Here is a 15,979-nt window from a genome sequence, read left to right on the forward strand (position 1 = left end):
TTTCTTTTCTGAATAGGCGGTTTTTAACCTTCTTCTATTGAATAAATTTTAACAGAAAATGGAGAGTTGAACAATGACAATCGATTTACTAGCTATTCAACCGCATCAAATTTCTCGTGACCTTCGTGAAAAAATAGTAGTAATCTACGGTGAGCCAAAGGTTGGTAAAACAACTATAGCTTCACAATTTCCCAAAGCTTTATTACTAGCGTTTGAAAAAGGCTATAACGCTCTTGCGGGTGTTATGGCACAAAACGTTACTAAGTGGGCTGACTTCAAGAAGGTATTACGACAACTTGAAAACGCTCAAGTTAAAGAAAAATTTGAAACTATTATTGTAGATACAGCAGACTTATCTTATGCTTCATGCGAGAAGTTCATTCTTCAACGTGAAGGCGTAGATAAAATTGGTGATATTCCTTACGGTGGTGGCTATAAATTAGTTCGTGACGAGTTCGATACAGTGTTACGCTCTATCCCAATGATGGGTTATGGTCTTGTAATGATTTCACATGCTCAAGTACAAACGATTACAGCAGAAGATGGCGCAGAGTATTCAAAAACAGTACCGACATTAACAAAACAACCTCGTGGTATCGTGCTGTCAATGGCTGACATTATCGGTTACGCTAAGTCAATCGATCGTGAAGGTGAATCTAAAACAGCATTATTCTTACGTGGTACACAACATTTTGAAGCGGGTTCACGTTTCAAACATACACCACCTGTTATCAAATTTGAATATGAAGCCCTAGTGAAAGCAATCGCTGACGCTATTGAAAAAGAAGAAGTTGAAAAAGGTCAAAAAACAGTAGTTGAAAAAGGTGTTAACTTATACGAGGAAGAACAACTATCGTTTGAAGATTTAAAAGCTGAAATCAAAGACCTTACAGCTAAATTAGTTGAAAAACAAGGCGCTAACGTTGCGAAGAAAACAATGAACAATCTTGTGGAACTACACTTAGGAAAAGGTCGCACTCTTAAAGATGTGACAGAATCGCAAGTAGAACAACTTTCTTTAGTTGCTTACGATTTAAAACAAACGTTATAAAAATAGCGTAATGGTATGTAGGTAGGGAGTGTTGGAGATAGCACTCTCTATTGTCACTTGAAAAGGGTGGTAAGTTATGGCAAGCGCATTACCAAAGTGCAAAATTTGCAAAGAAGAAATCAACAAGAATGATGTATCTAGTTTTATCAAAAAGAGTAGTGGTTATTTCCATGTTGCCTGTGAATCAGAAAAGGGACATAAGGAAAAGAAGACATGTAATTTCTGTAATAGAGAGTTTGAAAGCGAAAAGGATATTGTGAAGCGTGGTAGCTTAACAGTTCATCAAAGTTGCTTAGAGCAATATCACCAATCTAGTGAGAAGTTTAAAGTGAAGGTTAGGGTGAGAACCTGTCCTAAGTGTAAAGAGAAGGTCAATCCCCTTGACGTAGACGCTCTTGATATTGGCACAGCAACTTATCACAAAGCTTGCTATGAGAGCATACAAAGACAAAAGAAAAACCGAGAGGAACTACTTGATTATATTGCATTGAAATACAATGTTGAGTTTCCCACAGGCTTTATGTTAAAGCAAATAACTGATTATCACAATAAACGAGGTTACTCATACAAAGCAATGCTAGTGACATTAAAGTATATGTTTGATGTTGAAAAAGTTCCTACTAAAGAGGGTGTAGGATTAGGTCTTATACCTTTCTATTTCGAGAAAGCCAAGAGCTATCACCAAAAACTAAGACAAGCAGGAAACTCAGCCAACAACGTCACAATAAATAACAAGACAGTAAAAATCAAAGCTGTTGCCCCTGTTAAGGCAAATAGAGTAAGTCGCTATGATTTAAGCAGTATGTAAGGAGAATGGGAAATGAGTAATAAAACACTCTTAGCTCTACAAGATAAATTTGCTTATATTCCAATATTCGCTAGACTTCTGAATGAACCGGATGAAGTGTTGAGTTTATCTAGTGGATATAAGCTAACACCGAATGATTTCCCTGAGAGATTTCATAAGATTTTATTCACAACAATAAATGAGCTTTATCGTGAAGGTGTCTCAAAGATTGGTAAGTTTGAGATTAACTCCTATTTACTAAAAGGATTTACTAACCAACACCGAATATATAAGGACAATGGCGGTGACGAATATGTTGACAGAGTGATGGAACTAAATGAGCCTGATAACTTCGATTATCACTATAACAGAGTTAAAAAGTTTTCATTGCTTAGACACTATACTGAGGTTGGTATTGATATTTCAGACATTTATGATGTTGATGTTTTTGAGCTTAAAGATGAAGAAGAACAGTCAGAACGCTTCAATAAATTGACTGTAGTTGACATAGTGAAACACATAGACAGCAAAATCATTGATATTAAGTCTGAATTTATGATTGAAAAAGAAGGTATCGGCAGTCACTTATCCGAGAATATTCGAGATATTTTCTTCAAGAAAACACTAGCTCTAAGCTATGGCGCTAACTTAACAAGTGGCTACCTTAACACAGCTTCTCGTGGCGCACGATTGCGAAAGCTTTACTGTATTTCAGGTAACTCAGGTTCGGGTAAAACTCGTTCGCTATTAGCCCACATCTTAAATATGTGTGTAACTGATATTTATACTGATGGTAAGTGGGTTAAAACCAACAACAAAGGGCGTGGACTATTTATCTCAACTGAGTTAGAGGAAGAAGAAATTAAGATTCCTGCGGTATGTTTCATTGCTGATGTTGAAGAAGATAAGGTTCATAACAATGACCTAACGGACGAAGAAATTAAGCGTTTAAAACACGCTTTCAAAGTTTTAGAACAAACACCTGTATGGTTCGAAGAATTATTTGACTTTGATGATGATGATATTGAACATGAAATCGAGAAACATGTAAACAAAAATGGTGTACAATATATTGGTTTTGACTATATGCATTCAACATTAAAGATGTTTGATAGCCTAGCAAAACAAGGTGCACGTAACCTTCAAGAGCACCAAGTATTGCGTATCATGTCAATACGATTAAAGAACATCTGTAATCGCTACAATGTTTGGATTGGTACATCTACTCAGCTTAATGACACATGGAAACAAGGTGCATTAGATCAATCGGCATTAGAAGGCTCTAAATCTATAGTCAACAAACTTGACTTAGGGGCAATTCAAATCCCTCTTACAACTCAAGATGAGGCGTTGTTTGATGAAATTAAAAAGACTGCTAACTTAGGTTTCCATTTGCAACCTACTCACACAATCAACATCTATAAGAATCGTGGTAACAAGTGGAAGTTAATTCGCATTTGGGTACATTTTAATTTAGGCACTCTACGAATGACTGACTTATTTGTAACTAACTATAAAGGTGAGGTTATCTCTGATATTACACCAACTTTGGTTGAACAGTTCCTAGAAGATGATGAAAATAAAGAAACAAGTGTTTTTAACATCTATGCAGAAGATGAAAAAGATATCATAGCTATCATAAAAGAAACTAATAGCTATTAAGATGAAGGTGGCATTGGAGATTTATTTGGGGACTAGGTGATTGAAATGTATGACAAAGATATGTTAAAAAGTGAACTAACAATTGAAGAAATTAAGACAATTCTGACAGAGTTAGGGGTTCAACACATTGAATCACACCTAGAAAAAGGTCACATTATAACTAACACCATTTGTCATAACATTTCAGATGGAAAGATGAAGTTATACTACTACATTAATGATATGATTTTTCGTTGTTATACAGATTGCGGTAGTAACTTTGATGTATTTGACCTAGTAATTAAAAACTATGCTTTAAAAGGCGTGGAAATTAATCTGACAGGTGCTATTAATTGGATTTTAAGAATTCTAGGAAAGACAAATGAGTACATAACTAGACCTGAGGGTTTTGGTCATTCTTATGTTAGTAGACGAGAAGAATTAGATTGGCTTGATAGTTTAATGGTTAAAAAGCCTGTCAATATTGAAATGAAAGTACATAGCGAATATACTTTGAAATTGTTTTCTAGTAAACCCCACCCAGTGTTCTTATCTGACAATATCAGTGAGGAAACAATGAAAAAATATGAGATTATGTACTATGAGAAATCAAATAGAATTGTTATTCCTCACAGAAGCCATGACACAGGTAAGTTGATTGGACTTAAATCTAGGTCATTAAACTTCGAGGACATTGATAATGGATATAAATACATTCCACTAAAGATACAGAATGTACAGTATTCTTATCCAACTTTCCAAAATCTCTATGGATTGTATCAAAACAAAAACTTCATTAAAAAGATTCGAAAAGTAGTTATTTTTGAATCTGAGAAGTCAGTAATGCAATTTGAAACCTACTTTCCTAATCAGAACTTTAGTGTAGCTCTATGTGGTAGTAATATTAGTAAACAACAGGTGGAAATGTTAATTAACTTAGGCGTACAGGAAGTTATTATTGCGCTAGATAAAGAGTTCACTGTTCTCAACACAAAAGAGGCTAACATATATGAAGAAAAACTAGAGCGACTTTGTTCAATGTTTAGTAGCTACACAAAGGTAAGTATGATATGGGACAGGTGGAAACTGCTAGATTTAAAGGACTCACCTTCTGATAAAGGTAAAGAGGTTTTTGTTGAGTTATTCAAAATGAGAACAACTATTAACACAAAGGAATAATAACACAATGGAAAGAGCAATTAAGATATTTGAAAAATCAGTAGAAAATGCAATGCAGATTGCTTACGCAGATAAAGAAACAAAAATTAGATTTGGCTGCTTAACATTCTGAAAAAGAAAAAAAGTAAAGGAAAATATCAAAGATATTGAAGGTGGAATCTTAGTTCTAGGTGCAAAAGTAAAGAGATTCCAAATTTCGAAAAAAAGAAGCAGCAAAGATTATTTAAAAGTAATATAATTGTATAATTGGAGAGTGAATTTGTTGTATCGGTTAATTAGCACATCCAATATTGTCACGGATGATTTTCTAGAAGTTATTCTAGGGAATCGTGGCATTTCAGACAAAGAGAGGTTATTAGAACCTAAAGCAAGTGATGAAATTCACTACTCAAACTTACAAAACATGAAGGAAGCTGTAGCGCTGTTCAAAGAGATTGAGAACAGAGGGCGAGTAGAAGGGGGAAAGATAAGAGTTGTACTAATCATTGATAGTGATATTGATGGAAACACAAGTTCAGCTATTCTTGCTTCATATATCGAGAATCTATTCCCTCATATTGAACTTATCTTCTTATTCCATGAAGGTAAACAACATGGTATCACAGAGGACAAAGTGAGAGAGGTTATAGAGCTACATAAGGAAATAGCTATTGACTTATTAATCGTAGCTGACGCAGGGACAAGTGATTACAAACAACAGTATCTCATTTGTGAAAAACATGAAATACCTATCTTAATCCTTGACCACCACGAAGCTGAGAATGGTGAATCAGAGTTTGCTCTAGTAGTTAACAACCAACTATCAGATAACTATCCTAACAAGGCTCTATCAGGCGTAGGAATCGTATACAAGTTTTTACAGGCACTTGATGATGAATATGGCTACATGGAAGCAGAACAGTATTTAGACCTTGTTGCGCTTGGCAATATCGCTGACAGCATGGACTTAACAAGTCCTGAGACACGTTACTTAGTGTATGAAGGATTAAAGGATATACGAAACGAGTTCTTAAAGGAAATCATCTTAAAACAGATTGGTGACTTTAAGCGTGTATATCCTCACACATTGGCTTTCGGTGTTATCCCTAAGATGAACGGTATTATCCGAGTAGGGAAACCCGAGGAAAAGGTTGACTTATTCAATGCTTTTAGAGGTATTGAGCAAGCTACAGTGAATCCTCGCTCTAAAAAAAGTGAGACCCTACCACAAAAGGTAACTCGACAATGTGTCAACGCTTATAAGCGTCAAAAGACAATGCGTGAAAAATGGGTTGTCAAAATCAAGGAGCAGATTGTAGAAAAGAATCTTCACGAAAATGCGTTTCTATTGATTGAGCTAGAAGAATCATTTGACCGAGACTTAGGTGGCTATCTTGCTGGAGCGTTAGCAGGAGAGTATAGAAAGCCTGTCCTAATGTTAGTGTGGGATAGCGAGATAGAGCGCTTTTCAGGATCTCTACGTGGTTATGATGGCACTATGAAGAACACTAAGGACTTCCTAGAGGGGTTGAAATTGTTTGATTATCTAGGTGGACACCAAAATGCTTGTGGATTTAAGATTTCAAAAGATTCATTATTAAGTTTGAATGGTGCCATTAATAATGCTTTAGAGGAACAAAATCTAACAGGTGAGCAGAAGATTGATGTTGATTTCTATTTAGAAGATGGTCAATTAACTACTGAGCTAGTTGATAAAGTTTATGAGCATGAGTACCTTTGGGGCAAGGGAGTAAGCAAGCCATTGTTTGCAATTGATATTGAAGTAGATACAAACAGGATTAAAAAGTCTTCAAGCTCAAACATGATTGAGTGGTATCACAACAATATCAAGTTTCTACAATTCACAGGCGATAGACGCTTACTTGACCTGATGGAAGACGGTCATATCGTTAAACTAACAATTGTTGGAAGCTTGAGCGTGAACCATTTCTTGGGAAAAAGCACACCGCAGTTCCTAATTGAAGATATGGCAATAGGTGAAAAAGCAAAATTTACGCTATTTGAAGAAGTCAATGTAGATGATTTATTCAATTGGTAAAAATGATAAAATTGAATTATTTATTATTTTTACGATGTTCTTAAGAATTATAATAGCAAGTTTTATAAGTGAAATGAAAGATGATTTACATACATGGTAAGTAAAATTATACTAGATGGATGGTCAGAAGAATCACAGGAGAAAGCTAACTTGATTATAGGTAAATTTATCTGTGAGATTGAGGTCTATAAAGATATGAGTCTTTCGTGATGGGGTGTCAAGCTGATGTTCTAAAAGGCTTCATCGATTGTAAAGACCCAATCGTAGTGAGTGTGGAAAAATCTGATTTTTCACAAAAGATGGGATTACTACAGGATTCGCAATAAAAGATGTTGAAATAGAGTATCATTACATGAAGAATTTATAGGTTGTAAAATTAATCATAAAGATGAGTATTCAAATGAGATTTTGGAAGAATAAGAAGAAAGCTATACACGTAAAGAAGAATAAGAAAAGTGAAAAATGATTGGTTCTCAGATATTGTAAAACTTTTATCGTTGCCTTTCAAAAAACTGTTTAAAATCTTTAAATTGAGTAGGAAAACCTACTCTTTTTATTTACAAAAATAACAATATTATATACAATGTTAAATGTGTGGGGGTAAGAGAGCAACAAGAGCAAATACAACTTACAAAATGTATGGTCAAAAAAAGAAATTGAATTTATTACTAAAAAAATTTTCTGTGAGCAAGTAGGATATTTAGTCAAAAGAATCGTGATGCAATACATGTTAGAAATTGCTTTATTAATGAGTGAATTAGTGTTATGAAAGAGATGGAAACGACAAATAAAATACATAAAGATAAGAATAAGCTAATTCTTATTTTGATTAGATTAAAACCAATTATGGGATGCCGAATATTTACGTAGAAGTGTTGAAGCTATTAAATGTTCTGCAACTAAACTATTAGGAAGTCAAGATCCTAGGCTTGCTCAAGGATTAATGACAACCAAAGAGTTTGCCGAAATCATAGGAGCTGAGGTAAGCGTTATAAGATGTTGGATAAGGAACTATGGACTACCTGCAAAAAAATTTAAGAAACATGGAATTGCAACTGCATACAATGACTATAGTTTTGATGTTGAACAAGATAAGTTTTGGGATTGGCTCGAAAAATATAGGGGAAAAGTAAGTTTTAGACACTAATAAATTTTAGCAAATGAAATATTGCCTGAGCTTGATTGGTTGGAGGACATTGTAAATGGTGTTGTCTGTGGTCGGGGTGAACAGTCGAAAGATTCAGTAAATTATGTTTAAGACATGTATTACTTTAATCAAAAAACATCACTGAAATATCAAAAGCAGTTGGAATGATTTTCGTGATTGTGCGAAGAAAGCTTGAGCTTATATAAAACACAAGACAAAAGTAAGAATAGCAAAAGATTAACAAAAGTAGCGTAATGCTATAGCTATTTTTATTGATATTGATTGGAGAAGATGAAATGTGCAAAACTTGTGAACTACACAAAATAGACGTTTGTATATGTACATGTGAAGGTGAATGTACTTGTCGTATCGAGCTTCACGCACATACAGATGTTAGTAACATACGATTATTAGATAGTATCAACTCTGTTAAGGACCTTATTCAGACAGCGTGGGATATTGGTCTTAAAGGTTTGGCCATTACTGACCACGAAGCCCTATCAGCACATGTGAAAGCTATTCAGACGGTTCGTGAGCTAAAGAAAACGGGTAAGATAGGGAAAGACTTTAAATTGATTCTAGGCAACGAGATATACCTTGTTGACAGCTTAGAAGAAGTTAGAGATAACTACCAATCAGGTATAACTAAGTTCCCTCACTATCTACTCTTAGCTAAGAACAAAGAAGGTCATGAAGCTCTCCGTATTTTATCCTCAAAAGCATGGGAGAACTCATTTTACACTGGTACAATGGAGCGTGTACCAACAGTCAAAAAAGACCTAGAAGCGATTGTAAAACAGTTCCCTGATACACTGATTGCTACGACTGCTTGCTTGGGCTCTGAAAGCTCTATCTATATCCTAGAAGCTGATAAGGCACGTTTAGAAGGAGATGAACAAAAGAAACAATATAATATAAAAAGGTTAATATCGTTTATTGAGTGGAACATTGAGCTACATGGTAAAGATAACTTTTATCTTGAACTACAACCTAGTGCTGATTATGAGCAATTAACAGTAAACAAAGTACTTATCAAGTTAGCACAAAAATATGGTTTAAAACTAATTATCACCAATGACGCTCACTATCTAAGACCTGAGGACAGGCCAATTCATGAAGCATACCTAAACTCTAAGCAAGATGAACGTGAGACTGATTCATTTTATGCTCACACTTACTTGCACAAGGTTAGTGAGATTTATGCGAAAATGAGCTATTTAGACAAAGATGTTGTCAAAGAAGCTTTGAAAAATACAATGGCTATAGGAAAAATGATTTGCGACTATACAATTGAGGGTGACACTATCATTCCTGTTGCTAAGTTACCTGAGTTTGAGGTGACTCACCTATTTAAAGGTGGCTATAAGAAATATGGCTACATTGAGAAAATGGCACTCTCTGAAAATGAACAAGATAGATACTTGATTCATTTAATCGAGAAGGGCTTCAAAAAGAAAATTCCTTATCGTGGAATGTCAAAAGAAGCATTTCATAAAGTAATGGCTCGAATAAATATAGAGCTAGAAGAACTGTGGGAAATGTCAATAATCCTAAATCAATCAATGGCCAGTTATTATGTTACAGTTGCTAAAATCATTGAGATAATTTGGGGTGACGATTGCGGTGACGCTTCACGAGAAGAAGGTTCAATTGTGGGTGCAGGGCGAGGTTCTGCTGTAGCCTTTTTAATCAACTACTTAACTGACGTTACTCAAGTAAACCCATTGCTTTATGGTATTGAAGTTCCCCATTGGCGGCACTTACATAAGTCTAAACCTGATATTTCAGCGTTGGATATTGATATTGATGTATCCTCAACTAAAAAAGGCTTCCTCTTTGACCGAATGAGAGATTTCTTTGGTAAGAAACAAGTTATTCAAGTATGTACTTTCGGTACTGAGAAAGCAAAATCTGCGGTTCAAACAGCTTGTCGTGGTTTAGGTATTGATAGTGATGTAGGTTTATATATTGCTTCACTTATTCCTGTAGAACGTGGCGATATGTGGTCACTGAAAGATTGTCTATATGGTAATGAAGAAAAAGGTAGAAAACTTATCAAACAACTTATTGATGAAATCGACATGTATCCACGACTACGAGAAACAGCTTTAAAGGTTGAGGGATTAATCAACAAACGCTCAATCCATGCAGGTGGTGTACTAGTTCTAAATGAAGAATACACCAAGATGAACGCAATGATGAAAGCACCAAATGGAACACCTATCACACAGTTTAACTTAGATGATAGTCAGGCATGTGGAGCTATCAAGTTCGATGTTCTTACAATTGAGGGTAATGATAAGATTCAAGAGTGTATGGAACTCTTGTTAAAATATGGAGAAATTGAGTGGCAAGGAACACTTCGAAAAACATTCGAGAAATACTTCCATCCTGAAATTATTGATAAGACTAACCCTGAGTTATTTAAGATGATTGGTGAAGATAAGATAATTGACTTATTCCAGTTTTCAACTCAATTAGGTCAGGCTGTTATCAAGAAAGCTCAACCTAAAAACCTTATTGAGCTTGTATCATTGAATTCTATCATGCGACTTATGTCAGATGGCGAAGAACAACCAATTGATACATTCATACGATACAAGAATGATATTAATCTTTGGTATGAAGAAATGCACCAATATGGTTTAACTGATGAAGAAGTCGCTATTTTTGAGAAGTACCTAAAAGCCTTAAACGGTGTAGCTGATACACAAGAAGCAGTAATGCTTATGGCTATGGATGAAAACATAGCAGGATTCACTGTTAAAGAAGCTAACTACCTTCGTAAAAGTATTGCCAAGAAAAAGGCAGATGTACAGGAAGAAGTAAAACAAAAGCTATTCTTATGGGGAAGAGAACGTGGAACCCGTGATGAAGTAATCGAGTATCTATGGTTACAGATTTCCCGAATGTTAGGTTACGCTTTTTCGATTCCTCACACTCTAGCGTATACTCTGATAGCTATGGTTGAAGCGAATCTATCCTACTACTACAATCCTCTGTATTGGCAAACAGCGTGCCTAACAGTTAACTCAGGCTCTTTGGAGGTGGAAGAAGAGGCAAAACAGAAGTCAACCAACTATGGTAAAGTAGCAGAAGCCATAGGAAAGATGAAAGGTCGCGGTGTTAATGTATCACAACCATTAATCAATCGAGCTGAGTTCGGCTTTGTACCTGATATTGTAAACGAGCGTATTATCTTCTCGTTTAAAGGTATTGTAGGAATCGGTGATGAAATAGCTCACACAATCATTGCTAATCGTCCTTACGCTTCATTTGACGACTTTTACGAGCGTATGTATGTTGGAAAGCTGGTACAAAAGAAACACGTTACACAGCTCATTAAAGCAGGTGCATTTAATGAGTTTGGTCAACCAAGAGATATTATGAGAGATTTTTTATTAAAAGAAATCGGCATAAAAGAGAGCTTGAATATGCAAAACATGAAATCTATCATTGATTTAGGATTGTTAGATAATCCTGATTTGCATATCTATAAAGAGCTATTCAACTTTAAAGAATATATCTCAAAGAGTGTAGTTCGAGTGGAAGAAGTACCAAACAAATGCAGTAAAACAGGGTTTTCTAAAGATAAGATTCTAGGGCTAGATGAAAGTGCCAAGCAATTTTATGAGAAAACATTTGACGGTAGTTCTATCTGTGGATATAATTATGTTACTCTTGAGATTTCGGAGAAACAATTCACTAAAGAGTATAATGAAAAGATAAAGCCTTTCAAAGAGCTAATAACTACGAAAGAGTTTATCAAACTTTATAATGAAGCCATGTTTAAGAGAGAGTGGTACAAAACAGCTAAAGGCTCAGTATCTAAATGGGAAATGGATTCTATCTCATATTATGAGAATGATCATGAGTTAATGAATGTGAATATGGAGAAATACAACATTGTTAATTTCTTCGAACTTGATGAAAAACCTGTAGTAGTAGGATATTCGCAGTTCAATGATAAAACCATTCCTGAGCAGAAGGTCTTTACTATTGTTGGTACTGTACTTGACCGAAACAAAACAAGACATACAATTACTGTTTTAACACCTCATGGCGTTGTTAATGTGAAAACATATGCAGGAAATTTCGCTTACTATGATAAACAGATTTCACGCAAAAAAGGTGAGAAAAAAGAAGTGATTGAGAAGTCGTGGTTCATTCGCGGCAATCTAGTGTTGCTTAATGGTTTCCGCAGAGAAGAACAATTTGTATTGAAAACTTACAAAGTCAAAGGTGAAGAGGTTCAACATACTGTAAACTTAATACTAGGTGTTGAGAAAAACGGTGACTTAATTCTTCAAGATGAAAGAGCAAGAGCTTACTAGGCTCCTATTCTTACTAAAGGAAGGAAGGAAGTTATATTCTATAAATGAAATTCAGGACATATGTCTATGTTTCAAATGTGACAAAGTAAGATTTCGTAGAATTTAGCGACAAGTTTAATGAAAAACACTAAGGTATCAAAAGTAATGTTATCAACTCTAGTGACAGGAGGGTTAGTTTTTATTTCATTAGTTTCTTATGTAACATGCAATGAAATAGAAGCACCGAATATAACAAAAGGAGAAACACAAATTGAGCTACCTTCAAGTGCTTTAGTTCCAACGTTTAAATCACCTGAACAGTCAGCAAAAGAAATCAAAGCTGAGGGCGAAAAACTCCAATATGAACGAGAAGAAAGAGTGCGAATCGAGCATGAAAAAGCAAGATTAGCAGAAGAAGCTCGTTTATCAAAGATTGAAGCAGAACGCAAAGCCAAAGAAGAAGCAGAGCGTAAAGCACGTGAGGAAGCTGAATGCAAGCGTCAATCAATGCTACAGCAACAAAAAGAAATAGCGAGGCAAAAGCAATTAGAATACCAAAAACAACAAACAAATGCGCAACCCCAAAAACAAGCTCTAGCAACTAATGGTGTAGCGTTCAATGGTAGCTACTACACTCCATATTGTAACGGTTGCTCAGGTGTTACAGCAACAGGCTATGATGTTCGTAGTTCGATTTATGTTGATGGTATGCGAGTAATTGCTGTAGACCCTCTTGTTATTCCTTTGTACTCTATCGTAGAGGTTTCAACACCTTACGAGAAATTTAGAGCAATTGCTTTGGACACTGGTGGAGCAATCAAAGGTCACAAGGTTGATATTCTTGTAGCTGACAAACAAACAGCTTATAATTTAGGTAGACATACTGTTTACGTTAAAGTGATAAGAAACGGCAAATAGTTTCAAAAAAAATCATAAAAGTAATATAATAATAAAATTCGGATATTGAGTTATGGTTGAAATTTTCCTCTATACCCATTTTTGTTTAAGGAGAAACACTATGGTGAATAAAGAGCAACTTATTGAATAATTAATTGATGAACTGACTAGCGTGGATTAAAAGGGCTATCTATTGGGTGTAAATGGATTCACTTGTAAAATACGGTATTTCCGAAATTTACAAAACGCTGACGGTTAACCAGCTGTATCGTTCCTTCAATTTAAAGGGGTTCGTCATGATGAAACTAAGCTTAGCTACTACTGAACTTTAAAATATTTGGGAAAAACATTTACTTTAAAAAAGTAATATGATAATATGTATATATTATAGTGATTAATAAACTCATTTGTACAGATGAGAATTCTCGCTCAATTAATACATTAAAAGTAATATAATTATATAAGAGTAAAGTTATAATATGGTGGATGAAACAATTGAAGAAAAGAACGAACCGCAACAATGGCAATCACTTAATCCAATAAGTTTAATGCAAACTTTAGAGCAAAACTTTTTCTTAGCTAAAAAAATGGAAGAAGACTGAAATAATCGCTGATTAATTTAGTAGAAGCTCAAAACTTTATCAAAGAAAATTACAAATTTATGAATGAGTGTAATGAAGCCATTAAAAGAATGCAACGCACATCTCAGAAGGTTTCTAATCACAAGTACTTCTTACGCAATTGTGAAGCACTAGCAAAGGTCATTGATTTGGAAAATCACCCTGATATTATTCCTTTTACCCCACAAGAAGAAAAACAAAGTACAGAATTAATGTCACAAGTTGAAAAGTTCAGTCAAAGATGGGGTAAACAAAAGTGATAGACATTATTTTTGGGAGGAGGTGAAATCTATGAAACGTAATAGATTCAGAGTTTCACGTTTAATAAAATGGATGAAAAACAATATAATGACATGATATGAAGGTGATATATCTACCTCGATATGTTATGAATAAGCTACACAATGGAGAACAAGAGATTGTTATTTCAATGTGTAGGTAACTGCATGATAAATGCCTAGTTATGTTGGAGGTAAACTCATAGAAGAATACGAAGACATGTACGAAATTCATAAAGCACTAGGAAGGTCATTCAATGACGATGTAATAGAAGAAGAAGCGGACACATTAGCGAAGATTACTAAGGGTCAATTTGGTTAAGCACTTCCAAATGTAATGAGAGCTGTACTGTTTAATACAGGAAGAGCTTAAAATAAATTCGTAAAAGTGACATAATAATGCTATGTGAATAAAATTCGAGAAGTGCTGCAAACAATATGATTCTTATTAAATACTAGTGTGTTTCAGGTGAAGCACTTGCGCTTTATGTAGCAGGTTATTAATTGTTATTCATGGGAGCTGTTGACAAGAGTTATGTCGATAATTGAAATGCGCCAATCAGGTGCTACTAAAGCATTGGCAATATAAGCAGTTTGAGGCTTTGTTAAGATTTGTTGCAACTCTTATAGTATGGTCTATCTTAATAGCCATAAATATCAGTAATATTGGGAGAATACAAATAGGGTTGGTTAGGAGCATAAGAAATGACTAGAACAACAGCTAGACAAAAAGTGCTTGAAGCACTACAAAACACACCAAGCGGTTTAACAAACACTGAATTGATTAAAATATCACCTAGTTTTAGAGCAAGGTTATCAGAGCTTTATGAGGAAGGTCATATTATTGAAAAAACACCACTTCAAAATGGGGTTAATCTGTACCGATACAAAGGCTTTGAGAAAAAAGAGCTAAAAGATGCTTATAGTTCTTTGGTCCATGCTCTTTACAAAAATGGTCACAAAGATGTTGTGGAAAAGCTATCTACAATTTTAGGAGAAGCTAACGTAGTTCTTCACAGAAAAACACTGAAATAAGTTATTAAATCAATAAGAGCCACAGTTAAAGCCGTTGATATAGATAAGTAACTAATGGAGAGTAGAATCTCCTTAACATCGAGGAAGCAATTATATTTTCAAAGCATATATGGCATATCACTTCATATTAAAATATCGAAGTGAAAGATTAGTAAAGGTTAATCAAATTTATACAAAAGGTGCATAATGTTATGTTAACTTACGATCAAGAGCAAGTTATGATTAACTCAATCCTTGATAGAAGGAGCAAACACTTAGCACAACTAGAGCGTGATTCTGCTTCTCCCTCTCAAAAGAGAGTTTGGAAGAGGTTTTATGACAGGCTACTAGGTAAATACTCTGTTTCTTTCGAGGTGAAATATTATGGCTAAATTAACTGACGAAACATTGGATTGGTTAGGTGATATATTTGTTGAGAATGAGATTCTTGATAGGCATGGTGTTACTTTCGAGACGTTTGTAAATTGGTGGAAGATAGGTTTGCTAGAAAAATATGACCAAGTATTTTATAAAACTTATCAAAAGAAATATAATGATATCAATTGTTGTTAATTGATCTAGAGGCGGTGAGAAATATGACAAACTATAACGCTCAAAGGTTCGCAACGGAAGTTGAAATTATCACTACTAAATTAGTGGAAACACTTAAAAGTAAGAATGCTGATTATGGCAACAATGTTGACAAAAACATTGACGAATGGGGATTATCTTCATTAGCTATTCGCTTAGATGATAAACTTAGTCGATTCAAAAATCTAATCAAAGAAAATAAAGCTCGCCAAGTGTCAGATGAAGCTATCGAAGATACTTTATTAGACCTAGCAGGGTACGCGATCTTAGGTTATCGTAAAATGCAAGAAATGAACCATAAAGTTATAGATAAAATTGACAAAGAGGTTGCAACAGCAATCGAAAAAGCATTAAAAGAAGATACAACTCAAGATAAACGAACATTAGGATCAACAACTTTTACGTTCAACTGTTAAAAGAGAT

General features: G+C 34.7%; 12 protein-coding genes. All 12 read left to right on the forward strand.

The window, feature by feature from the left end; translation table 11 throughout:
• Positions 1–73 precede the first annotated feature (73 nt).
• The 12 genes from ACIPKN_RS07455 to ACIPKN_RS07510 all read left to right on the forward strand — a co-directional run bounded on the left by ACIPKN_RS07455 (position 74) and on the right by ACIPKN_RS07510 (position 15,972).
• Complete coding sequence (locus tag ACIPKN_RS07455) at positions 74–1,051, forward strand: ATP-binding protein (RefSeq protein ID WP_400934682.1); 978 nt, start codon at positions 74–76, stop codon at positions 1,049–1,051.
• Between the two features lie 76 nt (positions 1,052–1,127).
• A complete protein-coding gene (locus ACIPKN_RS07460; protein WP_400934684.1) occupies positions 1,128–1,859 on the forward strand; it encodes an RING finger protein in 732 nt (243 codons plus the stop codon).
• Positions 1,860–1,871: 12 nt separating this feature from the next.
• Positions 1,872–3,500 (forward strand): DnaB-like helicase C-terminal domain-containing protein, encoded by a 1,629-nt coding sequence (locus ACIPKN_RS07465; protein ID WP_400934686.1) that lies wholly within the window; start codon positions 1,872–1,874, stop codon positions 3,498–3,500.
• Positions 3,501–3,545: 45 nt separating this feature from the next.
• Entirely contained in the window at positions 3,546–4,658 is a 1,113-nt protein-coding gene (locus tag ACIPKN_RS07470; RefSeq protein WP_400934688.1) for a hypothetical protein, read from the forward strand.
• A 262-nt stretch (positions 4,659–4,920) separates the two neighbouring features.
• Complete coding sequence (locus tag ACIPKN_RS07475) at positions 4,921–6,696, forward strand: DHH family phosphoesterase (RefSeq protein ID WP_400934689.1); 1,776 nt, start codon at positions 4,921–4,923, stop codon at positions 6,694–6,696.
• A gap of 1,443 nt (positions 6,697–8,139) precedes the next feature.
• The gene (locus ACIPKN_RS07480; protein WP_400934690.1) at positions 8,140–12,177 is read left to right on the forward strand and encodes a PHP domain-containing protein; all 4,038 of its coding nucleotides are present in this window, start codon (positions 8,140–8,142) and stop codon (positions 12,175–12,177) included.
• A 144-nt stretch (positions 12,178–12,321) separates the two neighbouring features.
• Entirely contained in the window at positions 12,322–13,074 is a 753-nt protein-coding gene (locus tag ACIPKN_RS07485; RefSeq protein WP_400934692.1) for a 3D domain-containing protein, read from the forward strand.
• A gap of 458 nt (positions 13,075–13,532) precedes the next feature.
• Positions 13,533–13,655 carry a hypothetical protein gene (locus tag ACIPKN_RS07490; RefSeq protein WP_400934694.1) on the forward strand — a complete coding sequence of 41 codons (123 nt, stop codon included), beginning with the start codon at positions 13,533–13,535 and terminating at the stop codon, positions 13,653–13,655.
• Between the two features lie 59 nt (positions 13,656–13,714).
• Positions 13,715–13,933 carry a hypothetical protein gene (locus tag ACIPKN_RS07495; protein WP_400934696.1) on the forward strand — a complete coding sequence of 73 codons (219 nt, stop codon included), beginning with the start codon at positions 13,715–13,717 and terminating at the stop codon, positions 13,931–13,933.
• Positions 13,934–14,656: 723 nt separating this feature from the next.
• A complete protein-coding gene (locus tag ACIPKN_RS07500) occupies positions 14,657–14,986 on the forward strand; it encodes a hypothetical protein (RefSeq protein ID WP_400934698.1) in 330 nt (109 codons plus the stop codon).
• Between the two features lie 363 nt (positions 14,987–15,349).
• Positions 15,350–15,538 carry a hypothetical protein gene (locus tag ACIPKN_RS07505; RefSeq protein WP_400934700.1) on the forward strand — a complete coding sequence of 63 codons (189 nt, stop codon included), beginning with the start codon at positions 15,350–15,352 and terminating at the stop codon, positions 15,536–15,538.
• A 23-nt stretch (positions 15,539–15,561) separates the two neighbouring features.
• Entirely contained in the window at positions 15,562–15,972 is a 411-nt protein-coding gene (locus tag ACIPKN_RS07510; RefSeq protein ID WP_400934702.1) for a nucleotide modification associated domain-containing protein, read from the forward strand.
• Positions 15,973–15,979: the final 7 nt, after the last annotated feature.

The sequence above is a fragment of the Lysinibacillus sp. NPDC086135 genome (assembly GCF_044746345.1).
GTDB lineage: Bacteria > Bacillota > Bacilli > Bacillales_A > Planococcaceae > Lysinibacillus.